Origin of the sequence: Methylobacterium sp. J-026 (genome assembly GCF_022829585.1) — a bacterium.
In the GTDB taxonomy this organism is placed as follows: Bacteria; Pseudomonadota; Alphaproteobacteria; order Rhizobiales; family Beijerinckiaceae; genus Methylobacterium.
This window is the reverse complement of sequence record NZ_JAKSYC010000094.1, coordinates 16,421-43,062: the sequence shown is the minus strand read 5'-3', so window position 1 is coordinate 43,062 and position 26,642 is coordinate 16,421. Positions and strand designations below refer to the sequence as shown.

At 71.3% G+C, this 26,642-nt stretch carries 21 protein-coding genes; 8 read left to right on the top strand and 13 right to left on the bottom strand.

From position 1 onward, the window contains the following. The 3 genes from MKK69_RS09425 to MKK69_RS09415 form a co-directional block, all read right to left on the bottom strand. Positions 1-334: CsbD family protein (locus MKK69_RS09425; RefSeq protein WP_243967498.1), on the bottom strand; the 334-nt coding region annotated here is incomplete at its 3' end. A gap of 67 nt (positions 335-401) precedes the next feature. After that, positions 402-575, bottom strand: coding sequence for a CsbD family protein (locus MKK69_RS09420; protein ID WP_243967497.1), 174 nt, complete (start codon positions 573-575; stop codon positions 402-404). A 95-nt stretch (positions 576-670) separates the two neighbouring features. Then, the gene (locus MKK69_RS09415) at positions 671-2,131 is read right to left on the bottom strand and encodes a PAS domain S-box protein (RefSeq protein ID WP_243967502.1); all 1,461 of its coding nucleotides are present in this window, start codon (positions 2,129-2,131) and stop codon (positions 671-673) included. Positions 2,132-2,390: 259 nt separating this feature from the next. Between MKK69_RS09415 and MKK69_RS09410 the strand changes: the two genes are divergently transcribed. The 3 genes from MKK69_RS09410 (at position 2,391) to MKK69_RS09400 (ending at position 3,933) form a co-directional block, all read left to right on the top strand. Continuing rightward, the gene (locus MKK69_RS09410) at positions 2,391-3,053 is read left to right on the top strand and encodes a sigma-70 family RNA polymerase sigma factor (protein WP_243967496.1); all 663 of its coding nucleotides are present in this window, start codon (positions 2,391-2,393) and stop codon (positions 3,051-3,053) included. Positions 3,054-3,275: 222 nt separating this feature from the next. Next, complete coding sequence (locus MKK69_RS09405) at positions 3,276-3,476, top strand: hypothetical protein (protein ID WP_243967495.1); 201 nt, start codon at positions 3,276-3,278, stop codon at positions 3,474-3,476. A gap of 82 nt (positions 3,477-3,558) precedes the next feature. Further along, complete coding sequence (locus MKK69_RS09400) at positions 3,559-3,933, top strand: hypothetical protein (protein ID WP_243967494.1); 375 nt, start codon at positions 3,559-3,561, stop codon at positions 3,931-3,933. A gap of 48 nt (positions 3,934-3,981) precedes the next feature. Here MKK69_RS09400 and MKK69_RS09395 read toward each other — a convergent pair whose 3' ends face one another. Next, positions 3,982-5,349: an ATP-binding protein gene (locus MKK69_RS09395; RefSeq protein ID WP_243967493.1), complete on the bottom strand. Its 1,368-nt coding sequence runs from the start codon at positions 5,347-5,349 to the stop codon at positions 3,982-3,984. A gap of 6 nt (positions 5,350-5,355) precedes the next feature. Further along, positions 5,356-6,033, bottom strand: a complete 678-nt coding sequence (locus tag MKK69_RS09390; RefSeq protein WP_243967492.1) for a response regulator transcription factor — start codon at positions 6,031-6,033, stop codon at positions 5,356-5,358. A gap of 341 nt (positions 6,034-6,374) precedes the next feature. Between MKK69_RS09390 and MKK69_RS09385 the strand changes: the two genes are divergently transcribed. The 3 genes from MKK69_RS09385 to MKK69_RS09375 are packed head-to-tail and all read left to right on the top strand — an operon-like array spanning position 6,375 to position 11,159. After that, complete coding sequence (locus tag MKK69_RS09385; RefSeq protein WP_243967491.1) at positions 6,375-6,572, top strand: polyhydroxyalkanoate synthesis regulator DNA-binding domain-containing protein; 198 nt, start codon at positions 6,375-6,377, stop codon at positions 6,570-6,572. A gap of 55 nt (positions 6,573-6,627) precedes the next feature. Further along, positions 6,628-7,974: an efflux RND transporter periplasmic adaptor subunit gene (locus tag MKK69_RS09380; protein ID WP_243967490.1), complete on the top strand. Its 1,347-nt coding sequence runs from the start codon at positions 6,628-6,630 to the stop codon at positions 7,972-7,974. An 8-nt stretch (positions 7,975-7,982) separates the two neighbouring features. Beyond that, positions 7,983-11,159, top strand: a complete 3,177-nt coding sequence (locus MKK69_RS09375; RefSeq protein WP_243967489.1) for an efflux RND transporter permease subunit — start codon at positions 7,983-7,985, stop codon at positions 11,157-11,159. On the opposite strand, the gene MKK69_RS09370 is transcribed toward MKK69_RS09375, so the two are convergent. The 4 genes from MKK69_RS09370 to MKK69_RS09355 form a co-directional block, all read right to left on the bottom strand. Further along, on the bottom strand, positions 11,045-11,848 hold the full coding sequence (locus MKK69_RS09370; RefSeq protein WP_243967488.1) for a hypothetical protein: 804 nt from the start codon (positions 11,846-11,848) through the stop codon (positions 11,045-11,047). The genes MKK69_RS09375 and MKK69_RS09370 overlap by 115 nt on opposite strands. A gap of 86 nt (positions 11,849-11,934) precedes the next feature. Next, a complete protein-coding gene (locus MKK69_RS09365; RefSeq protein ID WP_243967487.1) occupies positions 11,935-12,186 on the bottom strand; it encodes a DUF6894 family protein in 252 nt (83 codons plus the stop codon). A 160-nt stretch (positions 12,187-12,346) separates the two neighbouring features. Further along, entirely contained in the window at positions 12,347-13,066 is a 720-nt protein-coding gene (locus tag MKK69_RS09360) for a Crp/Fnr family transcriptional regulator (protein WP_243967486.1), read from the bottom strand. A 679-nt stretch (positions 13,067-13,745) separates the two neighbouring features. After that, complete coding sequence (locus tag MKK69_RS09355) at positions 13,746-14,054, bottom strand: hypothetical protein (protein ID WP_243967484.1); 309 nt, start codon at positions 14,052-14,054, stop codon at positions 13,746-13,748. Between the two features lie 93 nt (positions 14,055-14,147). On the opposite strand from MKK69_RS09355, the gene MKK69_RS09350 reads away from it, so the two are divergent. Together MKK69_RS09350 and MKK69_RS09345 are read left to right on the top strand one after the other, a co-directional pair. Beyond that, the gene (locus MKK69_RS09350) at positions 14,148-14,408 is read left to right on the top strand and encodes a hypothetical protein (protein ID WP_243967483.1); all 261 of its coding nucleotides are present in this window, start codon (positions 14,148-14,150) and stop codon (positions 14,406-14,408) included. A 92-nt stretch (positions 14,409-14,500) separates the two neighbouring features. Further along, positions 14,501-17,074, top strand: a complete 2,574-nt coding sequence (locus tag MKK69_RS09345; RefSeq protein WP_243967482.1) for a CheR family methyltransferase — start codon at positions 14,501-14,503, stop codon at positions 17,072-17,074. An 87-nt stretch (positions 17,075-17,161) separates the two neighbouring features. Here MKK69_RS09345 and MKK69_RS09340 read toward each other — a convergent pair whose 3' ends face one another. From MKK69_RS09340 to MKK69_RS09325, 4 genes are all read right to left on the bottom strand, one after another. After that, a complete protein-coding gene (locus tag MKK69_RS09340) occupies positions 17,162-20,011 on the bottom strand; it encodes an EAL domain-containing protein (RefSeq protein WP_243967481.1) in 2,850 nt (949 codons plus the stop codon). Positions 20,012-20,132: 121 nt separating this feature from the next. Beyond that, positions 20,133-24,101 carry a beta strand repeat-containing protein gene (locus MKK69_RS09335; protein ID WP_243967480.1) on the bottom strand — a complete coding sequence of 1,323 codons (3,969 nt, stop codon included), beginning with the start codon at positions 24,099-24,101 and terminating at the stop codon, positions 20,133-20,135. Positions 24,102-24,597: 496 nt separating this feature from the next. After that, a complete protein-coding gene (locus MKK69_RS09330; RefSeq protein WP_243967479.1) occupies positions 24,598-25,527 on the bottom strand; it encodes a Brp/Blh family beta-carotene 15,15'-dioxygenase in 930 nt (309 codons plus the stop codon). 5 nt (positions 25,528-25,532) lie between these two features. Beyond that, complete coding sequence (locus MKK69_RS09325) at positions 25,533-26,285, bottom strand: bacteriorhodopsin (RefSeq protein WP_243967478.1); 753 nt, start codon at positions 26,283-26,285, stop codon at positions 25,533-25,535. Positions 26,286-26,642 lie beyond the last annotated feature (357 nt).

The following is a 26,642-nucleotide window of genomic DNA, read 5'->3' as shown; positions in this document are numbered from 1 at the left end:
CGCATCGGGACTCGGCCGAGGGCCGCGCCCGGGAGGCGGCGGGACAGGCCGAGGGCCTGTACGGCCAGGCCAAGGACACCGTCCGCGACGCCGCCGGGCACGTCGCCGACACCGCCCGGCACATCCGCCGCAAGGGCCGGGGGTCGGGGACGTGCCCGGCGGAGTCGGGGACCGTGGCCTTGGCGTGGCCGTACAGGCCCTCGGCCTGTCCCGCGGCCTCCCGGGCGCGGCCCTCGGCCGTGTCCCGATGCGAGCCGGTCAGGTCGCCGACCGCGCCCTGCACCTTCCCGCCCAGCTCCTTCGCGGCGCCCGTGATCCGATCCGTGTCCACCATGTCGTTCTCCTGTTGTGAATGCGTCGTCTCAGGCGGCCTCTCGGGTGAGAGGCCGCGTCACCGCCCGTCAGCGCCGGCCCGGGCCCGTGGGCTCCGTTCCTTCGGCCTTCGAGGCCGAGGCATCGCGCTTGTGGCGCCGGCCCTCGGTCTCCGTCCGGGCATCGCCGGTGAGCTTGCCGATGGCCTCTTTCACCGAGCCCTTGAGGTGCTCGGCGGAAGTCGTTTTCCTGTCCTCGGTCATGGGCACCTCGTCACGGTTGAGAAAATCCCAGTCGACCCGAAGATGTGCGCGGAAGCCGTATCATCAATGGTGTATTTATACCGGTACAACGGTATTCACCCTTCAGATATGCCGAGCGGGAAACCGTTTTCCCGGCCCCAGACGACGGCCTCGCTGCGCTTGTGGATGCCGATTTTGCGGTACAGCGCGGCCCCGTGATTGCGCACGGTGTTGCGCGACAGGCCGAGCTTGCGCGCGATGGCGTCGTCGTCGAGACCCGCGCAGATCAGGTTCAGGATCTGACGCTCCCGCACCGTCAGGTTCGGGGCGGATCCGTCCGCGCTCTCCCGGCCGGGGCGGCGCAGGTTGGCGAGCTTCTCGATCAGGCCGCGGCTGAACCACGAGGTATCGGCCATCACCGCCTCGATGGCGCCGAACAATTCGCGCTCGGTGTGCTTGCGGTCCGTGATGTCCTGCAGAACCAGCAGCACGAAGTCGGCCTCGTTGATCGCGATACGCTCGGCCGAGAGCAGGCAATCGAGATTGGTGCCGCTCTCATGGCGCAGGCAGATTTCGGCGCCGAGCACGTAGCCGTGCCGTTCGAGCGCCGCCTCGACCTGCAGGCGCTGCTTGTCGGTCACCCAGAGACCGGCCTCGTGGAGGCTGCGTCCGACGATCCGATCCTCACCCAGGCCGAAGACCCGGCTGAACGCCTCGTTGACGCCGGTGACGTGGAAATTCTCCGCGCGCGCCAGCACGGTCGGGACCGGGGTGAGCCGGAACGCCTTGGCGAACCGCTCCTCGCTCTGGCGGAGCGCGGTCTCGGCTTTGCGGCGCAGTTCCAGGTCGGCGAAGGTGAACAGCATGCACGCCTCGTCGCCCATCGTGATCGGCTGGCCGGCCACGATCACGAAGCGCGAGCCGTCGTCGGGGAGGTCGAGGCAAGCCTCCATCTGCGGAATCGTGGCGCCGGCTTCGAGCCGGGATACGGCGAGGTCCCGGTTGCGGGCATTGGCGAGCACGTCGACCTCGTAGACGCTGCGCCCGATCACGGCGTCGCGGGTGTGGCCGGTCATCTCCAGGAAGCCGTGATTGACCTTGACGTGGCGCAGGTCGGACAGACGCGTGATCACCGCCGGCGCCGGGTTGGCGTTGAAGGCGGCCTCGAAGCGTGCCTCGGCCTCGAACTGGTCGGAGACGTCCTTGAGGATCAGCGCCAGGCAGCTCGGATTGCCGTCGCGGTCGGTGGCGACCAAGCTGCGCAGCGAATGCACGAAGTCCATGTCGGGCTTGTCCGCCCGCCGCACCTCGACGACGACGTCGTGGAAGCGCTCGCCCGCGACCACGCGTTCGATCGGATACTGATTGGGCGTGACGTTGTTGCGGTAGCGCAGGCGGAAGCGCTCCCGGTAGGTGTCCACGGTCTGGCCGAGTTCGTCCAGGCTCTCGGCGCCGTGCATCGCCAGGGCGGCCTCGTTGGCATAGGCGATGGTCTGGTCGGGCTCGACCAGGATCACGCCCTCGCTGAGGCCGGCGATGATCTGCCGGAGTTCATGCCTGTCGACGCCCGCCGTCACGGTCAGCCCCACCCATCCTGTCTGCGGCCACCCCATGGGCAGCGGGGCACAAACGGGTTGCGCGCAAGCCGGTTCCCGAACGCAGGCTGTTTTCCTGGTATCCCTGCATCATTGACGCGGGCCTTTTCAGCCAGAGATAAATTCTCGCCGCGCAGGGACGACTGTTCGGCAGGATAGACCTCGCCTCTGGACAGCCATGAATGCGTCTCGCGTGCATCCCATCCACGAACACCCTTCGACGCCCGCCGAACACGGGCCCGTGATCTCCGGCCAGGACGCGGCCCTGGGGATAAGTCTTCGCGAGCACTACCCGCAAGTTGCACCGATCGACCCGACCTCTCGCCTGGGCCGCGTGCTGGCGCGCCTGTCAGAGGTCCTGGACGAAGCGGACGCCGAGGTGCGGGTGGCGGGCGGGTTCAGGGCGGACCTGATCGCGGCGGCCCCGCACCTGCGCCGCTTCGCCCTGTCCCTGACGCGCGACGCGGTCGAGAGCGACGACCTCGTCCAGTTCACCCTGCTCAAGGCCTGGGAGCACCGGGCGCGGTTCGAGCCCGGGACCCGGATGATCGCGTGGCTGTTCACGATCCTGCGCAACGGCTACCTCAACGGCCGGATCAAGCACCGGCTCGAGGTTCCGGACACCGACGGGGCGCATGCGGCGCGGCTCGCCAGGCCGGCCGACCAGGAGCACACGCTCCACGTCCAGGACCTGCAGGCCGCGCTCGACCGGCTCGATCCGGTCCAGCGCGAGGCGCTGCTGCTCATCGCCCTCGACGACCTGTCCTACGAGGAGGCCGCCGAGATCCTCGGCTGCCCGAGCGGCACCGTGAAGAGCCGCGTCAGCCGGGCGCGTAGCCGGCTGGCACGCGATCTCGGGGAAGACGCGGACCCGCGCCCCGCAAATAAATCCCCGTACTGGTAGATTTTTCTCACTGAACCCGTCGGTTTTGATCCCATGTTTCGAGGACGGATGCGGTGTGCCGGCTGCACGCCCCACACGGATCCGGCTCGTTTTCCGAAGTTGTGCCGGGCGGATGGCCCTCTTGTTCGGCACGGCCGCGTGGCCGGGCGCTCGCGATACTCCGGGCGCGCGTCCGGCCCGTCGCCCTTTCCATCCCTTCCATGTCCGACGCGAGGTGCGCGAATGGCCAGCCCCAATCCTCCCGATCCGGCGCCCGGCGGTCCGGGCGACGTTCCACCCGGCCCGGGTCCGGGTCCGGACGGGCGTCCCCTCGGCCCCGACGAGCCCTCCGCGCCGATCGACGTCCCGCCGGATGTGCCCCATCCCGGCATCGGCCCGGACACGCCGCCCGGCGACCCGGCCGGTCCCGACATCCGCGCCTGAGCCCGGGACCGCGGTCCCGGGACCGACGCCGGCCGCGCCGCGCGGGACCCGAACCTGAAATCCCATCGCCACAGAGGAGATCATGACCCGACTTCGCGCTGCGACGCTCGCACCGGCCCTGTTGCTCACCCTCGCCAGCCCCTCGACGGAGGCCCTCGCGGCCAGCCGGTTCGACGGAGCCTGGGCGGTCGTGGCCACGGCGGAGAACGGCACCTGCTCCGGGCCCTACCGCTACCCGATCGTCATCCGGGACGGGGCCGTGGACGATGGCGGCGGCAACGGCGTCGACGCGTCCGGCCGCGCCGGCGCGGACGGCCGGATCAGCGGCACGATCCGCAAGGGGCTCGCCAGCGTCGCGGTCACCGGCCGTCTGCGCGGCTCCGGCGGGAGCGGCCGCTGGACGCTGACCGGGCTCGGTTCGTGCTCGGGTCGCTGGACGGCCCGACGCACGGGATGAACCGGATCGCGGCGCGGCCGCAGCCTTCGGCACCGGCGGCAGGCGGTCTCAGGCCGTCTCCGCGGGCGGGAAGACGATGTCGAACCGGCCGCCGCCTGCCGCGCGGGCGCGCGCCGTCGCGGTCGCGTTGTGGAGCTTGGCGATCGCCGCGACCAGGCTCAGCCCCAGGCCGTTGCCGGGGGTCTGGCGGGCCGTCTCCGCGCGGTAGAACCGCTGGAACACCTTGGCGTGCTCGCCCGGCGGCAGGCCCGGACCCGTGTCGTCCACGGCCGCCACGATCGCATCGCCGGCGCGGGCGACGCGCACCTCCACCCGGCCCCCGGCGGGCGTGAACTTCAGGGCGTTGTCGAGGAGGTTCGACAGGGCCTCGAAGCACAGGTCGCGGTCGCCCAGGATCACGTGGGCGCCCGGCGCGACGGCGATATCGAGGCGGATGCCCTTCTCCTCGGCCATCGGCTCGAAGAACTCCACCGCCACGGAGGCGACCTCGCCGAGGTCGACGCGGGTGAACGCGGCCCGCCGACGCCCGTCCTCCATCTCCCCGATCCGCAGGACCGCCGTCACCATGGCCAGGGTCTGGTCGATCCAGGCGAGGCCCTGATCGATCGTCTCGTGGAACTCCGCCACGGTCCGGGCCTGCACCCGGCTGCGCTCCAGCCGCGCCCGCAGCCGGGTGAGCGGCGTGCGCAGGTCGTGGGCGACCGCGTCGCCGACGCTGCGGACCTCACCCATCAGGTGCTCGATCTCGTCGAGCATCCGGTTCACGTTCCCGGCGAGGCGATCGAACTCGTCCCCGCGCGTCCCAACCGGCAGCCGCTTGCGCAGGTCGCCGCGCATCACCTCGGCCAGGGCCGCCTCGGTGGCGGCCAGCCGTCCGCGGGCGCGGCGGGCGAGCAGCAGGCCGCCCAGCCCCGAGAGCATCAGCGTCGGCACCAGCCCGAGGCCGAGGGCGCGCAGGGTCGTCACCCGCACCCGGTCGATCTCGTCGGTATCGTGGGCGATGACGACGGTGCCGCCGTCCGGCAGCGCCAGGGCGGCGGCCCAGATCTCGTCGGCGAGGGTGCGGCCCGCGACATCGACGGTGGCGCTGACCCGGTAGGCGTCGCCGTCGCGCGCCAAGCGCTCCGGCACCGCCCCGAGATTGCCGGCGCGGCGGGTGCCGCCGGGGCCGAACAGCCCGCCGTAATGGGTGGCGTGGAGGTCCATGGCGGTCCAGGTGTCGACCCGCATCGCCGCGGCCGCGGGATCTTCCGCCGCGGCGCGGACTTCGAGCCGCAGGGTCTCGGCGAGTTCCTCGCGCAGATAGGCGGCGGTCTGCCAGTAGATGAAGGCGAACATCGTCAGCGCGAGCAGGACCGACCAGAGGGCGATCCCGAGCGCCCAGCGCAGGGTGGTGGAGCGCAGAAGGTCGGTCATCAGCGGTCAATCGTCGGGCGTCAGCGTGAAACCGATGCCGCGCACGTTCTGGATCAGGGGCGTCTCGCCGCCCGCCTCGAGCTTGCGCCGCAGCCGTCCGACATGGACATCGATCAGGTTCGATTTGGGCGTGAACCGGTAGTTCCAGACCTCCTCGAACAGCATCGCCCGCGTGGCGATCTGCCCGGGGCAGCGCATCAGGTAGGCGAGGAGCTTGAGTTCGCGCGGCAGCAGGGCGAGGTCGCGGGTGCCGCGCCGGCCGGTGCCCGCGATCAGGTCGATCTCCAGGCTGCCGACGCGCAGGACCGTCTCCGGCCTGGCCACCGGACGCCGGAGCAGCGCCTCGATGCGGGCGGCGAGCTCGCCCAGGGCGAAGGGCTTGGCGAGGTAGTCGTCGCCGCCCGCCCGCAGGCCACGGATGCGCTCGTCCACGTCGCCCAGGGCGCTGAGGATCAGGGCGGGGGTCTGGTCCCCGTCCCGGCGAAGGTCCTGCAGGATGCCGAGCCCGTCCTGGCCGGGCAGCATCCGGTCCAGGATGATCGCCTCCCAGCCGCCGTCCCGGGCCGCGCGGGCGCCCGCGGGCCCGGTCGCGGCCCAGCTGACATCGTGGCCGCGACCGCGCAGGTCGTCGAGCACGTCCCCGGCCGTCTCCGCATCGTCCTCGATCAGCAGCAGCCGCGCCACGCCCGTCCATCCTTCCGGCCACAGCACCGTCTCGTTCCGAAAGCCGGCGCCCCCCGCTCGGGACGATGCTCTCTCGCCCGGCCGCGCGTCCCTTGTGTCGGAATTCGCGCCGCCGGTCCCGAACCACCACCAGTATGAACCCGAATTTAGTGGCGCCGCACGGGGTTCGTCCAACTTATTAGAATGACTCTAGCGCGTACCGGAACCCATCCCGCGGTCCGAACGCCCCTCGCCGCCCCCCCCCTCGCCGAACGCCCCTCGCCGGACCTCCTCGATGCAGACGATGTCACGCGCCGCGCCGGCGCCCCGACCGGCCATGGGCCACCGGAAACGCGCCGCGCATGCCTAGGAAGCGGCGCCCCCGGCGCCTGATCAACCGGTATGGCCGGACCCGGCTCTATGACGTGGAGACCGCGTCCTACGTGTCCCTCGTCCGGCTCAAGGAGCTGCGCAGCGAGGGCTACGAGGTCGTGGTCCGCGACGTCGAGGACGGGCGTTTCGTCACCGAGGACGTCCTCCGTCCGGGGCTCGACCGATGAGCCGGACGGTTCCCAGCATGCCGGCCTCCGGTCACAGCGCGCGGCGCTTCTGCTGATGTCCCTGCACGCCGACTTCATTCCGCCCGAGCGCGATGCCGGGACCGCCGATCCGGCGGGTCCGGACAGCCCTGCGCGCGCGGAGGATTCGCGCCCCGCCCCGGCCCCCGCCCGGCGCCGGGTGCCCGTCCGCCTGCTCCTCCTCGCCGCGGCGCTCGCCCTGCTCGCCCTCGGGGGGTGGATGTACCGGGCTCCCCTCCTCGACGCCCTCGGCCTCGCGCCGCTCCCGCCGGCCGCGGCCCCGGAGAAGGCGGACGATCCCGCGCCCGATCCCGACCTCGTCACCCTCGACGCGGCGGGACAGAAGCGGATCGGCCTCGCCTTCGGGACCGCCGAGACCCACCGGATCGTGCTGCCGGTGCGCGCCCCCGGGATTGTCGCCTTCGACGAGCGGCGGGTGACGCATCTCAAGCCGCGCACCCAGGGGCGGGTGCTGAGCCTCGCGGTCCAGCCCGGCGATCGGGTGGAGGCCGGGCAGACCCTGGCGACCCTCGACGCCGCCGGGATCCTCGACGCCCGCAACGGCCTCCTCGCCGCGCAGGCGGCGCTCGGCGAGGCGCAGGCCTCCGAGAAGGTGACGGAGCTGCAGTACAAGCGCGGCCAGGACCAGCTCAAGTTCGGCGGCGTGGCCCAGGCCGAGGTCGAGCGACGGCAGGCCGACCTGGCCAAGGCGCACGCCGCCGTCCAGTCGGCCCAGGCCAACGCCGACATGTACCGGGCGCAGTACCAGCGCCTCGCCCCCGCGGAGGGCGCGGCGCCCGGCACCAGCGCCGTGGTCACGCCGATCGGCGGCGTGGTGACGAGCGTCGGCATCACGCTGGGCGAGGTGGTCGATACCGGCCGCGACGCGATCACGGTGGCGGACCCGACCCGCGTCCTCGTGCTGGCCAGCCTCTACGGGCCGGACATCGCCCGGGTGAAGGCCGGCGACGAGGCCTCGGTGGAGAGCCCGGTGCCCGGCCACCCGCCCTTCGAGGGCCGGGTCCGCTCGGTCAACGCCGCCCTCGATCCGGCGACCAACACCGCGCCGGCCCGGATCGAGCTCGCCAATCCCGAGGACCTGCTGCGCGCCAACATGTTCGTCTCCGTCACCGTGGCGGCGGATCTCGGCCGCGACGGCGTCACCGTCCCGGCCGCTTCGGTCCAGCAGACCGAGCAGGGGCCGATCGCCTTCGTCCGCGTCGCCCCGGACCGGTTCGAGCGGCGCCCCCTGACGCTGGGTATCCAGCGCTCGGACTGGGTCGAGGTGACGCGCGGGATCGCGTCCGGCGACAGCGTGGCGACCGCGGGGAGCTTCGGCCTCAAGGCCATCCTGCTGCGCAGCCTCCTCGGCTCGACGGATTGAGGGGCTCCATGAAGACCTGGTTCGCCCTGCTCGTGCGCCGCCGGTTCCTGGTCCTGATGGTGGCGCTCGCCGCCGCGGCGGGCGGAATCGCCAACCTCGAAGGGCTCTCGATCGACGCGGTGCCGGACATCTCGCCCAATCAGGTGATGATCCTGACCCTATCACCGGGCCTCGGGCCCCTGGAGGTCGAGCGGCTCGTCACCTTCCCGGCCGAGAACGCCATGGCGGGGGCGCCGGGGCTGACCAACGTGCGCTCCACGTCGCGGGCGGGGGTCTCGGCCGTCTACGTCACCTTCGACGGGTCGATGTCGGTCACCGGCGCGCGGGCGGAGGTGTTCCAGCGGCTGCCCCAGGCCAAGGCGCTGATGCCGGCCGGCGTCGGCGACCCGCAGATGGGCCCGATGGCCACGGGGCTGGGCGAGATCTACCAGTTCGAGCTGCGCGGGCCCGCCTACACGCCGATGCAGCTCAAGCGCATCCTGCAATGGACGATCGCGCCCAAGCTGAAGCTCACGCCGGGCATCGCCGACGTGAACATCTACGGCGGCCAGATGCCGACCGACGAGGTCCGCGTCTCGGCCGCCGCCCTGCGCCGCTACGGCGTGAGCCTCGCGCAGGTCTACACGGCGCTGGCCGACAACAACGCCGCCCGGGGCGGCGCCTATATCGAGCACAACGACCAGCAGGAGGTGATCCGCGGCCTCGGCCTCGCCAAGGGACCGGCGGACATCGCCACCATCGTCGTTGCGACCGGCCCCGGCGGCTTGCCCGTGACGCTCGCGGATCTCGGGAGCGTGCAGGAGGCGCCCAAGGTCCGCCTCGGCGCCGTCACCCACGACGCCGCGGGCGAGACGGTCGTGGGCATCGCCCTGATGCGCTACGGCGAGAATGCCAGCGCGGTGGTCGAGGAGGTGAAGAAGACCGTCGCGGCGCTGCGCCCGCAGCTTCCGCCGGGGATCGAGATCGTCCCGTACTACGACCGCAGCGCGCTGGTGGAGCGCACGATCCACACGGTGGAGCACAACCTCCTGGAGGGGGCGGTGCTGGTGGTCGTCGTCCTGCTCCTGCTGCTCGGCAACCTGCGCGCGGGGCTGATCGTGGCCGCCGCGATCCCGCTCTCGATGCTCATGGCCTTCGCGGGCATGCGGCTGCTCGGCCTCTCGGGCAACCTGATGAGCCTGGGCGCCATCGATTTCGGCCTGATCGTCGACGGCGCCGTGGTGATGATCGAGAACGTGCTGCGCGCCCGGGGCGAGCACCCGGACCGGCCGCCCCACGACCTGATCCGGGACGCCGCCGCCGAGGTGGCCCGGCCGGTGATCTTCGCGGTGGCGATCATCATCATCGTCTACGTGCCGATCCTCGCCCTCCAGGGCGTGGCCGGGAAGATGTTCGTGCCCATGGCGCTGACCGTGATCCTGGCGCTCGCCAGCTCCCTGGTCGTCACCATGACCCTGATGCCGGCGCTCGCGGCGATCCTCCTCGCCGGCCGCGGCATCGGCGAGCGCGAGACTCGCCTCGTCCACGCGGTGCGGGCCGCCTACACGCCGGTGCTGCGCTGGGCCGAGCGGCACGCCGTCGCCACCGTCCTGACGACGCTCGCCCTGTTCGCCGGCTCCTGCGTGCTGGCGACCCGGCTCGGCGGCGAGTTCCTGCCCAAGCTGTCGGAGGGGTCGATCGTCATCACCTCCGAGAAGCTGCCCGGCATCAACCTGGACGCCTCCCTGGCCACGGTCGGCCGGATCGAGCGGGTGCTTAAATCCTTCCCCGAGGTGAAGCGGGTCGTCTCCCTCACCGGAAGCGCCGAGATCCCCACCGACCCGATGGGGGTCGAATCGACCGACAGCTTCATCACCCTCGCCGACCCCGCCACCTGGACGACCGCCGACACCCAGGAGGGCCTCGTGGCGGCCTTCGACAAGCGCCTCAAGGAGGAGGTGCCCGGCGTCGCCTACACCTTCTCGCAGCCGATCCAGATGCGCATGGACGACCTGCTGGAGGGCGTGCGCGGGGACGTCGCCATCAGCCTCTACGGCGACGACCTGAAGGTCCTGAAGGACACCGCCGACGCCATCGTGCGGGCGGTCTCCGGGGTCGAGGGGGCGGCGGACGTGAAGGCCGAGGCCCAGGCCGGCATGCCGGCGCTCTCGATCCAGGTCGACCGCGCCCGGGCGGCCCGCTACGGCATCAACGTCTCCGACGTGCTCGACGTGGTCGAGAGCATCGGCGGCCGCACCGCCGGCATGGTCTACGGCGACGACAACTCCATCACCGACATCGTGGTCCGCCTCGATCCGGCGGATCGCAGCGACCTCGAGCGGATCCGCGCCCTGCCGGTGAGCCGCTCGACCCGGGAGACCGGCCGGGAGGCCGGGCCCCCGCCGACGGTGCCCCTCTCGATGGTGGCCACCGTGGAGGTCGCCTCGGGACCGGCCCAGATCAGCCGGGAGCGCCTGCAGCGGCGGATCTCGGTCCAGGCGAATGTCCGGGGCCGCGACGTGCAGAGCTTCGTGGACGCCGCCAAGCAGGCCGTGTCCGACCAGGTGACGCTGCCGCCGCGCTACGCCCTGGTCTGGAGCGGCCAGTACCAGAACCTGCAGGAGGCCACCGCCCGGCTCTCCGTGGTGGTGCCGGCGGCGATGGCGGCGATCCTCGTCCTCCTCGTCGTGATGTTCGGCGACATCCGCCTCGCCGGGCTGATCTTCCTCAACGTGCCGATGGCCGCGACCGGCGGCATCCTCGCTTTGACCCTGCGCGACATGCCGTTCTCGATCTCGGCGGCGATCGGGTTCATCGCGACCTTCGGCATCGCGATCCTGAACGGCGTCGTGCTGACGAGCTACATCCGCGACCTGGAGGAATCCGGCCTTGACCCGCGGGCGGCGGCCACCCGGGCCGCCGAGATGCGGCTGCGGCCGGTGATGATGACGGCCCTCGTGGCGGCCCTCGGCTTCCTGCCGATGGCCCTGTCCACCAGCGCCGGGGCCGAGGTCCAGCGCCCGCTCGCCACCGTGGTGATCGGCGGCCTGATCTCCGCGACCTTCCTCACCCTCGTGGTCCTGCCGGCGGTCTACCCGGCGGTGACGCGGATGCGCCTCCCCTTCCGCCGCGGGGGATCCGCTTCCGGCGCAGCCGGGGCCCGGGCGCGCCCGGCCACCCGGACGCGGGCGGACGCCGACGTCTGAGCGCCGTCGGGATGGTCCCGGCCCCGCGCCCCGGCCGGCGCCGCCGCCTCCCAGTCCCGATCCTGCTCCGCCCGCAGAGCGGCGCGGCGGGCCGCGGCGTCCGGTTCCGGCGCGTCCGGGCCGGCCTCCGTAGCCCGGGGGGCGACGGTCTCGCCCGCGCCCAGGACATGGGCGAGCGCCGCGACGATGCGGTCCACCTCGCCGGGCGTCGCGCCCCCGCCGAGGAGGTCGAGGCGTGACCGGTCGGCGATCCCGGCGCAGGTGCCGCCCTCGAGGCCGAGCGCCGCGAGGGCGCCCGGGTCGAGGGGCAGGCATCCGACCGGCATGTCCCGCAGCCGGCCGAGCCTCCGCGCCCGGGTGGCGTCGGCGGCGTGCCGCGCGCGGGCGTCCGGGAGCCGGCGGGCCAGCGCGTCGAGGATGACGCTCCGGACCCGTTCGAGCCGGACCGGGCCGAACTTCCGGATCCCGGTGATCGCGTCCGGCGAGGATCGGGCGAGGTGACCGAGATCCTGGACTCCCGCCTTGCGCAGGCGGGCCCGCAGCGACGCCGTCAGGAAGCCGCGACCGAACCCGGAGGCCGAGAGATCCGCGATCGTGTCCTCAGCCAGGCCCTCGAACAGCGGAAGGCGCGCGCAGACCTCGGCGAAGAGGCAGTCCGACCGGACGGTGCGGCGTGATCGCGGAAGCATCGCCTGGGCGGATACGGCGATCTCCGGGTGTCGGCAACAGGCGGCCGGTGCGCGCCGCCCAAATCCCCCGGCCTCCGGCGCGGCGCTTAGGAGGCCGCGCGCGGGATGTGCCACTCGCCGATCAGGTCGAGCGTCGCGGTATAGATGACCGCCCCGCCCTCGTCGCGCACCTGCACCGAGAAGGTGCGCCGGTCCCCGTCCGGCAGCTTGTCGCGCGCCATGTCGGGGAGCGCGTCCACCGCAGCGACGCGGGCGGCCTCGGCGTCCGGCAATTCCATGCCCTCGTCGTCCTGTGACCGGTAATCGCCGTCGTCCGTGTCGAAGAAGTAGCGCGACATGGGGTTTCTCGCTCATCGGAGGTGGAATGCAACGCGTTCTTCCCGGTCAGCGTCCCTGGACAGCACCTGATGCAGGCAGCACAATTGCGCCCGGTTTCAATCCATATCTTTAGCTTATGTTTCTGCACGGCGTGTTTAATTTTTTTCATCGCGCGAAAATCTAATTTCTGCGCGGGACGCGATGCAGGTAGTTCGGATTGAATTCGCAGTAGGCCTTCAGCCGCGTCACGTCCGGGATCCGCAACCGGCGCTGCGCCAGCACGATCAGCCCCGTGGAGCGCAGGTCGCGCAGGACCCGGTTCACGTGCACCGGCGTCAGTCCGAGCATGTCGGCCAGGTCGACCTGGGTGAACGGGATGGCGTAGCCGTCCTCCCTGGCCAAGCCGACGGCCTGCAGGCGCAGCAGCAGCTCGCAGAACAGGTGGGCGATGCGCCGCGACGCCTCCCGCCCGGCGAGGCTGATCAGCCGTTCGCGCAGGATGGCCTCATCCACGAGGGTGGCCCACCACATCGCATGGGCGATGCGCGGGTGGTTCTCGGTCAGATCGCGGATGGTGGCCCGGGGGATCTCCACCACCATGCAGGGCGTCATCGTGGCGATCGAGTGATCCCGCTCGTTGAGGATGGCCACGTGCAGGTCGCAGAAATCACCGGGCACCATAAGGGCGGTGATGTTGCGCTTGCCCCGCGGCAGGACCTTGTAGCGGCAGGCGAACCCGGACAGGATGAGGTGGACGTTCTCGGGCCGGTCGCCTTCGCAGGTGAGATCCTGACGCGCGGGAATCTGCCGGCTGCGCAGGCTCAAATGCCGCACGGTTTGATGATCGGCCTCGGTCAGGCTGCCGGCCATGTCGAGCTTGCGGATCAGGGCATCGAACATGGCTCACGACGCGCTCTTCGGCGGTCGTTTCGCCCGGCGCGGGACGGCGTATCGCAAGGGTGCGGGATGGGCCTGAGCGCCCACCCGCGGTCAGACACGCGATCGCGGTCCGATACGCAAACATAGGTTATGTTTATCGCGTGGCGTTCGCGGAAGGCGACTTTCGTTACACCCGGCATGCAAGCGGCGCCGTCCGAGTGCGGGCGGATCGATCGTCCGACCGCTCCGCGATCCAGGCGGCGGCAGGTCGTTCCCCGCGCGGTACCGTCCCCGATTCGATCACGCCTCGTCACCATCGCAGACATCGATGTTTGCACTTCGCTCGAAGTTCGCCTTCACTATACCTATAGGCGCGCATCACCTATGTGATTTGATATATGCCAGAAATATTATGACAAAACCTTCAAGCTTTGCTTGATTTGGACATTACCAGAAGATTTTCGACGTAAAATACCCGGACGAAGCGTGATAGGTGCTGACTTTCGCATCCGTCAGGACCGATCGAGCCAGCCTCGTCCAGGCCTGATCCGCCGGTCGGTACAGATGGGCGGGGATACACTGGGGCACATCATTGCCGGCGCCGCATTTGGCCGATCCGCCCACTCGCCACCGCCAGGGAAAACCAGATTTGCCACATGTATAAATTGAGAGCATGGTCGAGTTTGCCGCGCAAGATTGATCAGCGTGCGGGCGCGCAGCGAAAGTTCGATCGCCCATGACAAACCGCCTTCACGCAGATCGGAGCCTCGAAGTCGCACGCGCGCTGCGCGCCGCGGCCGCAGAGACGCGCAGCGCGCTCGAAGCCTCGCGCAACCTCGTCCGGCGTTCGCGCGAGCAATCGCTGTTTGCCGCGGAACAGATGATGCCCCGCGACGGCGATTCCGGTCCCTCGAAGCATCTGGTCGAATGCCTCATCGAAGCCTATGAGGCCGCGGAATATGACGCCGATGCCCAGACGCGCCTGCTCCTCGATCACGTCCTCCAGCATGTCGGTCGGCGCATCGCGGGTACGATCGGACCGAGAGCGACCGGGATCGCGGTGCATTGAGCAACGCATCGGGGATCCAGACGGAGAAGCCACATGACCGGTGACGATCCGAAGGGCGACGATCTCCCCGACACGCTGGCCCGCATCGCCCGGACGCTGGGCGTCCCGGTCGCGACATTCCTCACGACCACGACCGGTTCCGGAGCCACGCCGGGTCTTGAATCGTTCGCGGAAGGAACGGATGATCCGGCCCAGGTGGTGGCGTTGCTGCGCCTGTTCGCGCGGCTGAAGAACCCCGAGGCGCGGGCCCGCTGTCTCGCCTACGTCGTGCAGGAGGCCACGCACGACGACTGATCCGCGCCGCGATCCTCGACATCAGGCGAAACCGGGCGAGGCTCGACCCCGACAGACGGCGCGGCATCGATCGTGAGGCTTGGTAGGGGGCGATGGACCACGACGACTTCCCGCAGGACGCCTTCCCGCAGGACCACGTCCCGCAGGACGACCGGCCGCAGGACCATTTCCCGATCGTCGGCATCGGTGCGTCGGCGGGCGGGATCGAGGCGATGCGCGGCTTCTTCCGCGGGCTGCCGAAGACGCTCGAGGCCGCCTTCGTCGTCGTCACGCATCTCAGCCCGGGGCGTGAGAGCCTGCTTCCGGAAGTCCTGGCCCGCTTCACCCCGCTCACCGTCGAGGCCGCCGCCGACGGCGTGGCGGTCCGGCCGGACCACGTCTACGTCATGCCCCCCGGCTGCGTCATGGGCATCGCGGACGGTCGGCTGACCTTGAAAACGCTCGGCCCGGCAACCCGCGAGACCAAGCCGATCGACATCTTCCTGACCGCCCTGGCGCTCGACCAGGGCGAGCGCGCGGTCGGCGTGATCCTGTCCGGCGGGGACGGCGACGGCGCCATCGGCGTCAAGGCGGTCAAGGAGCGCGGGGGTCTGACGCTGGCCCAGACCTCGGACGGCTACGGACCGGAAACCGCCGACATGCCGCTCAGCGCGCTGCGGACCGGCTTCGTCGATTTCGGCGAGACGACGGAACGGATGGGGGACCGGATCGCCGCGCATGTCGCGTCGGAGAGCGGCCCCGCACTGAAAACCCGGACCGCGACGGCCGTGGACGAGATCGACGCCGCCCTACTCGCCGAGACCTTCGCCATCCTGCGCCGGCAGGTCGGGCACGATTTCTCGGGCTACAAGCCCAGCACCTTCGTGCGCCGCCTGCAGCGCCGCATCAGCGTCATCGGCGCGTCCGGACCGGGGGGCTACCTCAAATTGCTGCGCGCCGATTCGGCAGAAGTCGGCGCGCTGTTTCGGGACCTGTTGATCGGCGTGACGAACTTCTTCCGCGACACCGCCGCCTTCGAGGCCCTGGCCGCCCAGGTCATCCCGAAGCTGTTCGAGGGGCGGACGGCGGACGAAGTGGTGCGGATCTGGGTACCGGCCTGCTCGACCGGCGAGGAGGTCTATTCCCTCGCCATCCTCCTGAGCGAGCACATGGCGGGCCTGAGCGACCCGCCGCGGGTGCAGATCTTCGCCACCGACATCGACGAGCGTTCGCTCACCGTCGCCCGGACCGGCCGCTACCCGAAGGCCTATCTCGACACCGTCTCGCCCGAGCGGATCGCCCAGCACTTCGTCACCGAGGGCGACGGCGCGACGATCGGGAAGGCCGTGCGCGACCTGTGCACGTTCGCCCCGCACAGCGTCCTGCGGGACCCGCCGTTCTCCCGCCTGGATCTCGTCTCCTGCCGCAACCTGCTGATCTACCTCGGCGTCGAGGCCCAGCAGCAGCTGATGCCGGTGCTGCATTTCGCCCTGCGCCCGCGCGGCTACCTGTTCATCGGGATGGCGGAGAACGTGACGCGCTTCGAGGATCTGTTCGAGACGATCGACAAGCGCCACCGGATCTTTCAGGCCCGGGACGCGATCCCGCCGGCGCGGCTGCCGACGACGATCGCGCCCGATGTGCCGACCTTCGGGAGCGCCGGACCGTATCGTCGGCGGACCGCGATCGCGCACACGGCCCTGCGGCACGCGGTCGAGTCCCAGATGCTGTCCGAGTTCACCCCGCCCCATGCGGTCGTGACCCGGACCGGGGAGGCCGTGCACTACTCGGCGCGGATCGGGGATCACCTGGAGATCGTGCCGGGTCAGCCGACGCGGGAACTGGCCGCGCTGGCGCGCAAGGGTCTGCGGCTCGAGCTCCGGACGGCCCTGCGCGAGGCGATCGAGGGCAACACGCGGGTCGTGCGCGACGGCATCGGTGTCGAACGTCAGGACGGCCGCCTCCAGACCATCTCCCTGGTCGTCAAGCCGCTGCACACCCCCAACGAGACCGAGCCGCTGTTCCTGGTGGTGTTCAACGAGGCCGCCGTGCCCGTCGAGCGGGAACGACAGCAGGCGCTGGAGGCGACCGAGCGGGACACGGTGATCCAGCGCCTCGAACGCGAGCTGAGCAATACGCGCGAGCGGCTCCAGGCCGTCATCGAGGAGTACGAGACGTCCCTCGAGGAGCTCAAGTCGTCCAACGAGGAACTCTACTCGGTCAACGAGGAGATGCAGGCCGCCAACGAGGAGCTCGAAGCCTCGAAGGAGGAGACACAGTCCCTCAATGAGGAGTTGCACACAGTCAATTCCGAACTTGCGTCCAAGATCGAGGCGCTCGATCAGGTATCCGATGACCAATCGCTGTTGTTTGACGGCATGAACGTCGCCAGCGTGCTGCTGACGCCGGATCTCCGCATCCGCATGTTCACCGGCGCGGCGGCGCAGCTGTTCGGCCTGCAGCCAAGCGACATCGGTCGCTCCCTGCGCAACTTCTCGGCCCCGATCCCCCTGACGTGGCTGCTCGACGAGATCCCGACCGTGATGGCGGAGAACCGCCCGTCCGAGCGGACGATCGAGGGGGCGGACGGCGCCCGCTACCGGGTCCGGTTGATGGCCTCGTCCCGGACGGGCAGCCGGATGCCCGGGATCGTCGCCAACTTCACGGACCTGCACGCGGAGGGATGATCGTCCCGGACGTGATCCGATCCCGTCTGCGCCCCCGCACCGGCTGCGGGCTCATCCCGAATCCCTCGATATCCCGCAGAGGCCTGCTCAGGCGGCGTCCGAGACGAGAGCCCGCGCGCGCGGTTCGAGCCGGGGGTCGTAGGCGCTGCCGGTCCAGACCGTGATCGGCTGCGGTCGCCCGATCAGGAAACCCTGGACCTCGTCGCAGGACGCATCGGCCAGGAAGCGCATCTGCGCCTCGGTCTCGACGCCTTCGGCCACCACTTTCATCCCGAGGCTGCGCCCGAGGCCCAGGACCGCCCGCACGATCACGGCCGCCTGCGCACTCTCTTCGAGACGGCCCACGAAGGACCGGTCGATCTTGATCTTGTCGAAGGGGAACGCCTGGAGTGCGGCGAGGGAGGAGTATCCGGTGCCGAAATCGTCGATCGCGATCCGGATCCCGAACTCCTTCAGGCGCCGCAGGATGGACTGCGCCCGCGCCGTATCGTCGATGATCAGCGATTCCGTCACCTCCAGCTCCAGGCGGTCGGGGGACAGGCCCGTCTCCGTCAGGATCGCCAGCACGCGTTCGGGCAGGTCGGTCTGCTGGAACTGGCGCGGCGAGAGGTTGACCGCCACCTTCAGGACTCCCGACCAGCGCGCCGCCTCGCGGCAGGCCGCGCGCAGGACCCACTCCCCCAACGGAAGGATCAGGCCGTTCTCCTCGGCGATCGGGACGAAGTCGGCCGGGGAGACGAGGCCGCGCACCGGATGCACCCAGCGCACCAGGGCCTCGAAGCCGAGGAGATCGCGCGTATCCGCCCGGAGCTGCGGCTGGTAGTACAGGGTGAGTTCGTCATGCTCGATCGCGTGCCGAAGATCGCGCTCGATCATGCGCCGCTCGGCGGCCGCGGCATCCATCATCGCGTCGAAGAACCGGAAGGTGTTCCGCCCCTCGGCCTTGGCGCAGTAGAGGGCGAGATCGGCGCATTTGAGCACGTCCTCGCCGCCGGCACCGTGATCCAGCGCGAACGCGATGCCGACGCTCAGGCCGACCTGCATCCGGTGCTCCCCGAAGGCGATCGGCACCTGGACCGCCGCGATGAGGCGCTCGACTAAACCCGCGACGTCCTCCAGCCCGCGGGTGCCGCCCAGCAGGATCGCGAACTCATCGCCCCCCAATCGGGCGACCGTGTCCTCGGCCTGCAGCGTCGACCGCAGGCGCTGGGTGATCGCCCGCAGGAACGCGTCGCCCGCCCCATGCCCGAGGGTGTCGTTGACCGCCTTGAAGCGGTCGAGGTCCAGGCACAGGACCGCGCAGCGGCCGCCGAAATGCCCGATCTCGGCGAGTCTCCGGTTGAGGCACTCGTGGAACAGGGTGCGGTTCGGCAGCCCGGTCAGGGCGTCGTGATGGGCCATGTGGGCGAGCTGCGCCTGGGCTTCCTTGCGGGCGCTGATGTCGATCTGGGTCCCGACGAAGCGCAGGGGCGTGCCGGCCGGATCGCGGGCGACGATCCGGCCGCGCGTCATCAGCCAGGCCCAGGACCCGTCCTTGCGCCGCAGGCGGTGCTCGCATTCGAACAGCGGCGTGTGCCCGCTCAGATGATCGTCGAGGGCGTGCTGGGCGCGCAGGGCATCCTCGGGATGAAGCAGCGCACGCCAGGTGCGGGCGTGGCTGTCCAGCTCGCCCGGGGCGTAGCCGAGCATGCCCCACCAGCGCTCCGACGACCACGCCGTCCCGGTCGTCAGATCGCAGTCCCAGAGACCGTCGCTGCCCGCGTCGAGTGCGAGGGCGAGCCGCTCCTCGCTCTCGGCGATGCGGCGCTCGGCCTGCTTGCGCGCGGTGATGTCGGTGTAGGTCCGGACCACCCCGCCCGCGGGGAGCGGGACGGTTCGGATCTCCAGCACGGTCCCGTTCGGCCGCTCGCGTTCATAGGTGTGGGCGGCCAGTTCGAGGCCGCTCCGCGCCACCCACTGGCGCAGGTCGGGGCCCGACTTGGCGAAATCCTGCTGCGCGAGCTGAAAGTCGCGCACCGCCGCGAAGGTCGGCTGCCCCCGCATCATCGGGGCGGGCAGGCCGAGCAGGCCGATCGCGCGCTCGTTGCAGACCCGGACCACCTTCTGCGCGTCGACCATCATCAGCCCCTGGTCCATGGTCTCCAGGATGGCGTTGAGCAGGTCCGTCTTCTCGGACAGGAGGATCTCGCGCTCGCGCAAGGCGCCGTTGCTGCGGTGCAGGCGCTCGGCGAGGAGCGCCAGCCCGCAGAACGCGACGACCACGAGCATGACCGCGGCGACGCCCAGAGCCAGCGCGCCGCGGGGGAGGCTCTCGGGGCCCGCGCCGAGGCTCGGATCGGGCACGACCCGCACGGCCCCCATGGCGAGGAAGTGGAGACCGCCGACGGCGCATGTCAGCAGGGTGGCGGCCCAGACGTGGGGCCGGCGCGTCCCAGAGTGTGCGGCCACGAACAGCGCGGCGCACGAGAACATAGCGCTGACGGCCAGGGCGGTGGCGACGACGGGAACCGACCAGACGAAGCGGCCGGGCAGGCGGATGCCCAGCATGCCGGTGAAGTGCATCGCCGCGATGCCCGCGCTGAGCACGAGACCGGCCACGATCGTGCCGACGAACCGGTCGCGATGCTGGGCCAGGGCAAGGGCGACGAAGGTCACCGTGATCGCGATCGCCAGCGAGGTGAGGGTCGTGGTCAGATCGTAACCGACGCCGATGCCGGGATCGTAGCCGAGCATCGCGATGAAATGCGTGCTCCAGATGCCGCTGCCCGCCGCGAGGCTCGCCGCGCCCAGCCAGCCGGCACGCGCGCGGCCTCTCGCTTCGCGGGCCTGCTGGAACAGGCGCAGGACGGTCTGGCAGGAGAACCAGCAGATCAGAACCGCGAGCGGAACCGTCCAGGCGGCGTGCTCATGGGCCAGGCAGGCGAAAGCTCGGTACATCGATCTTCGCCCTGTGCAGGAGAGGCGCAGGAAGCTATCGCGCAAGGGGTTAATACAGGTTATAGTTGTATTCACGCCGGCCATCGGAACCCGCGGCTCCGACGGCCGGCCCGCGGGAGCGTCACCACGCCAGGGTGATCCCGCCCCGTCCGCCGATGTTGCTCGGCCCGTTGACGGCGAAACCGATGCCCCCGGAGGCGTAGAGGTTGTCGCCGATCCGGGCCGTGCCCGCCGCGCCGAAAGCACCCTGTCCCCGATAGGTGCCGAAATTCGCCGAGACCGCATACGCCTTGCCTTCCGGCAGGACCGCTCCGGAGAGGGCCAGCGCGATGGCCGTGCCCTGGAACGCGCTGCGGACATCGCGTTGGAGTTGCAGCGTGGCGCTCTGCAGACCGGCGACGCTCGCCTCCAGAGTGCCGATCCGCCCGTTCATCGCGTCGAGGTTCGCCGGGCCGAAGCTCGACGCCGCGAGGTTCCCGCTCGCGTCCGTGGTCACGAAGCCGGTCGGCCCCGCTTGCGTGGCGAGGCTCTGGGCCGAGGCGAGCCCGGCGAGGGTGTAGGTCTGGCTGGACGCGCCGATCGCCACCTGGTTGGCCCGGGTGGTGGCCACGCCCGCGCCGAGCGCGACCGCGTTGTCGTGCGCGGCCTGGGCGCCCTGCCCGACGGCCACCGAGCCGGTCCCCTGGGCCCGTGCATCGACGCCCACCGCGGTCGCGCCGGACCCGGTCGCGCTGGCCGAACGCCCGAGGGCGGTCGCATTCTCGGCCGTCGCGCTGGCATAGGCGCCGAACGCCGAGGCCTCGTTGCCGCTGGCGGCCGCCCTGTAGCCGACGGCCGTGGTCGGGTCGGCGGTGGCCGTCGCCCCGTAGCCGATCGCGGTCGCGCCGGCATAGGTCGCCTGGGCTCCGGTCCCGATCGCGGTGGTCGCCGAGGCCGTCGCCTGGCTGCCCTGGCCGTAGGCCGCGCTGTCGCTGCCGCTGGCGGCGCTGCCGGATCCGGTCGCCGTGGCGCCGGAGCCCTGGGCCGAAGCGGATGAGCCGACCGCGACGCTCGCCGCGCCCAGGGCCGCCGCACCGTAGCCGCTCGCGTAGGAATCCGCCCCGGCCGCCACCGGCGGGGCCGCACCGCGGGCGTTGTTGGCGCGCACGGGAAAATCCTGGATCGCGGCGTCGAGCGTCTGCGCCGCGGCGTTGAGCTGGCCGAGATTCACGGCGTCGCCCGCAGCCTGCCCGTTCGCAACGCCGCTGATCGTGCGCGGGCCGTCGGTTCCGGACACGGTGAGCACACGGCTGCCGACCTGGCTGGCGACGGTCACGGCCCCGCCGGCGCTCGTCTGCTGCACGAGCCGGGCGCCGCCTCCGGCATTCTGCAGGACCGCGACTTGCTGCGTGACGGCGGCGATCTGGCCGGCGTTGCCGGTCAGGGCGGCATCGACCGCGTTCAGGGCGCTTCCGACATCGGAATAGCCGCTGCCGCGGATGGTATAGGTCGGGGCCGTCCAGCGACCGGTCTGGCCATCGACGCGGGCGCCGCCGCCGAGCGCGGCGGCCACCTGCGCGGTGGCGCCGAACAATTGGCCGCCGTTGACCGCATCCGTCGAGCCGCTCGACACGGTCCCGGCCGCCACGTTGACGATGCGCCGCTCCGCGCCGACCTGTCCCACGGACAGCGTGTCCGCCTGATCCGCGACCGAACCGCTCCCGATCGCGATGGACCGGCTCGCGGTCGCCGATGCGCCAGGGCCGATGGCGAGGGCGTCGCGCCCGGACGCGGCCGGCGCTCCGAGGCCCGCCTGGTTGCTGGCGGCCAGGGGCACGGTGGCGCCCGGCGTTCCGCCGCCGGTCAGCACCGCGTTCAGCTGGTCGAGGTTGACGGCGTCGCTGCCCGCGACGCCGGCCGCCACGCCGGTGATCCGGCGATTGCCCGCCGTGCCGCTCACGTTGAGTACGGTCCCGTCCGTGGCCGCACCGACCGTGAGAATGCGGGTCGCGGGGTTCTGCCGGACGAGGCCGACGGTGCCGTCGTCGAGGCTGCCGCGCAGCCCGGTGAGCGCGTCCGACACCGCGGTCACCCGCTGATCGACCGCGTAGAGCTGCCCGCCGTTGACGGCATCGGTCGATCCGGACGCCACGGTGCCATTGGCCACGTTGACCACCCGGCGCTCCGCTCCGACGGCCCCCACCGAGACGGTATCGGCCTCCGTCGCGACGGATCCGCTGCCGATGGCAACCGAGCGCGCGGCCGCCGCCGATGCGCCGTACCCGACCGCCACGGCGTCCGCGCCGCCCGTGGCGGGAAGCGCCGCGCCGGCCGGGTTGCTCGCCGCCAGGGCCGCCGCGCTGCCGGTCGCGACCGTCAGGGCCGCGCTCAGCTGTCCGACGTTGACCGCGTCGTTGGTGCTGGTGCCCGCTGCAACGCCGGTGAGACGCCGGTCGCCCGCCGTGCCGGCGACGTTGAGCAGGGTCCCGCCCGTGGCCGCCCCGACCGTGATCGTATGGGTGACCGGATCCTGTGCCAGGATCCCGATCGCGCTCGTGCTGAAGGCATTCTGCAGCACCGAGATGCTGGCGGTGTTGGTCGCGACCTGCTGGTTCGTGCTCTGGAGCTGACCGCCGTTCACGGCCTCGCTGGAGCCCGCCGCCAGGGATCCCGGCGCGACGCCGCGCAAGGTCACCGGGCCGAGGGCGCCGCCCTTGCTGAAGTCGACCGCGTTCGTGGCCGCCCCCGACGTGCCGGGCACGTACTGCACCGAGAGCGTGTCGAGGGCGCCGATCGCGCGGTCGACCGAGGTGTAGGACGATCCCGCGACGGTGTAGTTCGGCGCCTGATAGGCCCCCGTCGCCGGATTGAAACCGGCCCCCGCCCCCAGGGAGGCGGCGACCGTCGTGCCGGCACTGCGCAGCTGGGTCAGGTTGACGGCATCGTTGGCGCCCGTCCCGGCGCTCACGCCGGTCAGACGCCGATCCCCCGCCGAGCCCGCGATGCTGACCAAGCCGCCGTCGGCCGTCTTCCCGACGGTGATCGTGCGCGTGACCGCATCCTGCTGGACGAGGTTCGGCAGCGCGGCAACCTGGCTCTGCAGCTGCTGCAGATCGGTGGTCGCCGCGGAGATCGCCGTGCCATTCCCCGACACGCGGAGATCGAGCGCGCCGAGCGCGCCGCCGACCGTGCCGTAGGTGCTCCCCTGGATCGTGAAGCTCGGCGCCGTGAACAGGCCAGTGGCCGTGTCGAACCTGGCCCCGCCCCCGATGCCGGCCGCCAGGTTGCCGCCGACGGCCGAGAGCTGGCGCAGGTTGACGGCATCGGTGGCCTGCGTGCCACCGGCGACGTTGGTGATCTGCCGCTCGGCGCCGGCCGCCCCAACCGACACGGCGCCCGCGCTCGATCCGACGCTGAGCCCGCTGAAGGCCTCCGACCCGCCGTTCAGGCCGAGGCGGTCGGCCACCGCGCCGCTCCCCAGGGCAACGGCTCCGGCGACGCTGGCCGCGCTGCGCGCACCGAGGCTCAATCCGGCCAGAGCGGAGCTGTTCGCATCGGTCCCGATGGCGATCGCATCCGTGCCGGCGACACTCCCGCGCAGCCCGATCGCGATCGCGTTACTGCCGCTCGCCGTCGCCTGCGCGCCGAGCGCCACCGCGTTCGCGCTGCCCACCGCCGTCTGGCTCCCGTCGCCGAGGGCGATCGCCGAAACTTCGCCCGCGCGCGCGGCTTGGCCGGCGGTATCTCCGAGGCCGCCGATCCGGCCCCCGCCGAGCGACAACCCCTTGCTGCTGTCGAGCGTCAGGCTCGACGCGCTCAGGTTGCAGCCGCCGGGACTGGCGACGCTGACGAGATTGCCGTTCGCATCCAGGACGCCGACCCGGAGGGTGGTATCGGAGAGCGGGGTGACCACGCCCTGGTTGATGGTGTCGACCAATCCATTGAGCGTCGTGGTCAGTCCGGTCACGAGGCTGAACGGCGCGGTGATCGGACTCGGGCCCTGGAGGTGCGGCAGGGTCACGCCGAGCCCGGCACAGACATTGACCAGTGAGCTGGATTGCGCCCGGGCATCGCCGACACCGAAGCGGGCGGTGAGGCTGATCGACGACACGGCGAGGGCGAGGAGCCATCTGGTCCGACCACACGATCGGACGGCCGCGATGTCTCGACGGGAGGAGGGTCCAGGAGATCCGGGCATTGTCACAACCAGGGCGGCAATTACGACCCTGATTACAACTTCTGATGATTAAAAATCGGTTTTCGGCAGCAACCTGATCGCGAAAACTTCACCCGATCGGCACAACCTGCAGGACCAACCCGATGCCGACCGCCCGAGGCCGCGCTGATCGGCGCAACGGCTCCATCGAGCACGATCGGCCCTGGACGACGCGGGCGAGGCTATCGCAGGTTATAAAATTCCACAAGCCTGGGTTGCAGATAGGCCTGCTCCGCTAGGTTGTCGACCGCGCAGACGGCACCCCGCCGCCGCCCCCGAATCGGGCCCGGCTCCGGGCGGATTGCGCTTGTCCCAGGCGGATTTCCCGCGGGCACGCGCGGACGAATGGCGCCGCGGTGTTTCGGCCGCCCGGCCGAACCCAGGACCCGTCTCAGTGCCGGGCCGCGATGCGGTCGAGAAGCATGTGCGGCACGGTCAGGGCGGACAGCATCTGGAGCGTCACCGTCAGCAGGTTGGACGCCGCATCGGACGCGCCGGCGGCGTAGAGGGGCCAGAGGCCCGCGCCGAGGAGGAGGGTCAACGCGAAGACGGGCAGCGCGGCGCGGACGGCGCGCCGCATCGTATCGACGCCGGGCGCCCGCCCTGGGTCGCGCACCAGCGCTTGCATGTGCCGGGGGCCGTGGAGGCCGACGAAGTACAGGGTGAAGGCCGTCAGGGGTGGCAGCACCGCGAAGGCCGCCGCCAGGATCGTCATCTCGATGCGCACGGCCGGCACCGCCCGGTGCGTGAGGATCCAGATCGCCGCCAGGGCGAGCCAGAGCCAGGCCGCGACCGACCACCAGGCGGGCAGCTGCGGCATCGGCGTCCGTGCGACGACCGCGAAGATCCCCGCCGTCGCCGCGGGGTGCAGGAGCGCCGGCAGGGCGACCGGCAGACCGCCGCGCACGAGGGCCTCCCAGGGTCGGCCGGGGCCGGCATCCTCCGCGCCGAAATGCAGCACCGACAGAGCCAGGAACCCCGCCAGGGTAGCCAGGGGGGCGACCTGCCACGCCAGGAGGACCAAGGCCGCGAGGCCGAGATACGGGACGGCGAAGATCCCGAACCAGGCCCGCCCGTAGCGGGGGCGCAGCAGCGGCGCCGCCACCGCGCCGTCGAGGGCGCCGTGGGGAACCCCGAGGGCGATCACCACCGTCAGCGCCACGAGCCAGGAGGCCTCGCGCGGGAGGAAGGCCGAGGCGGCGAGCCCCAGCGCGACGAGCGCACCGGCGCCGTGGAGCAGCCGGGCTCCCCAGGCATGCGCGTGATGGCGGCCCGGGCTAGCCGCCTCCCCGGGGAGGAGGACGGATGACCGGGCCGCCATCCGGGTCAGGCCGCCCGGCGCAGCGGCCGGGCCTCGGCGCGCCCGTCCGTGAGATCGCGGTCGACGGCGCGGGTCGTCTCCAGGGTCGCCATGATGCCGTAGGCGACCTTGGCGGTCAGATCGAGAATGGCGATCACCGCCAGGGCGACGGTCGGCGACAGGAAGCCGAGGCCGTCCTGGCCGACGAGCAGCACGACGGGATAGGCGCACCAGACCCCGGTGAGGAATATGGCGTTGCGCAGGAAGGCGGCCCGCACGTCGGCCCGTTCGGCGGCATTCTCCTCGCGCAGCTGCACGAAGATCCCGTAGAACACGGCCACGAACGCGCCGCAGGAGATGGTGAACCACGTCCACTTCACCGCGGCGGCGTCGGACAGGCCGAAGGCCAGGGCGGTCACGATCATGATCAGGTCGGAGCCGATCAGCCCCCAGACGACGGCCGACCGGCGCATCCCGGAATGCATCGCGGTCCGCGCGAGGCCGACGAGCAGCAGGGGCGTGGTGAAGGTCCAGTCGATGTAGCGCGCGAAGTAGAACTGGCGCGCCGCCTCGGCCGCGTCGGGGCCGGCGGGGAGGACGAGGCTTCCCTGCCCTGTCGCCATGGCGAAGTAGGAGCAGGCCGCGATGATCGGCACGATCCCGTGGATGATCCCGTCGGCTTCTTCCGTCGGTGTCCGTCGCTTGGCCAGGAGCAGGATCACCGCGGCCCCCGCCGCCATGCCGGCAAAGCCCAGCCACAGCCAGAATTGAGGCGTCATCGCGATCTCGTCGGTATGGGGATGATTGGTCCGCCCACGAACGTGGCGGCACCCTGCCCAATCGGTGTCGGGGGCGATCGTTGCGTGGGGCGAATGTCGCAGCCGAACCGGCTCTGCCGAGACGCTTATTGCATCGCCCCCCCGCCGCCCCGGGCCCTGGACGGAAGGACCACGCCCGCGAAGGCACGCGCCCTCCCCCTACGGAATCGGGGGGCCCCCGAAGGAGGTCGGGCCGACGCGGGGACCGCTTTCCCGCGCAGAGGCCGGCGGCTTCACACGTCGCATTCGGGCTCATCGTCCGGTCGGCGGATATGGCATTCCTGAGCGGCCACGCGCCCTCCCTCCCCCGCAGAGGCG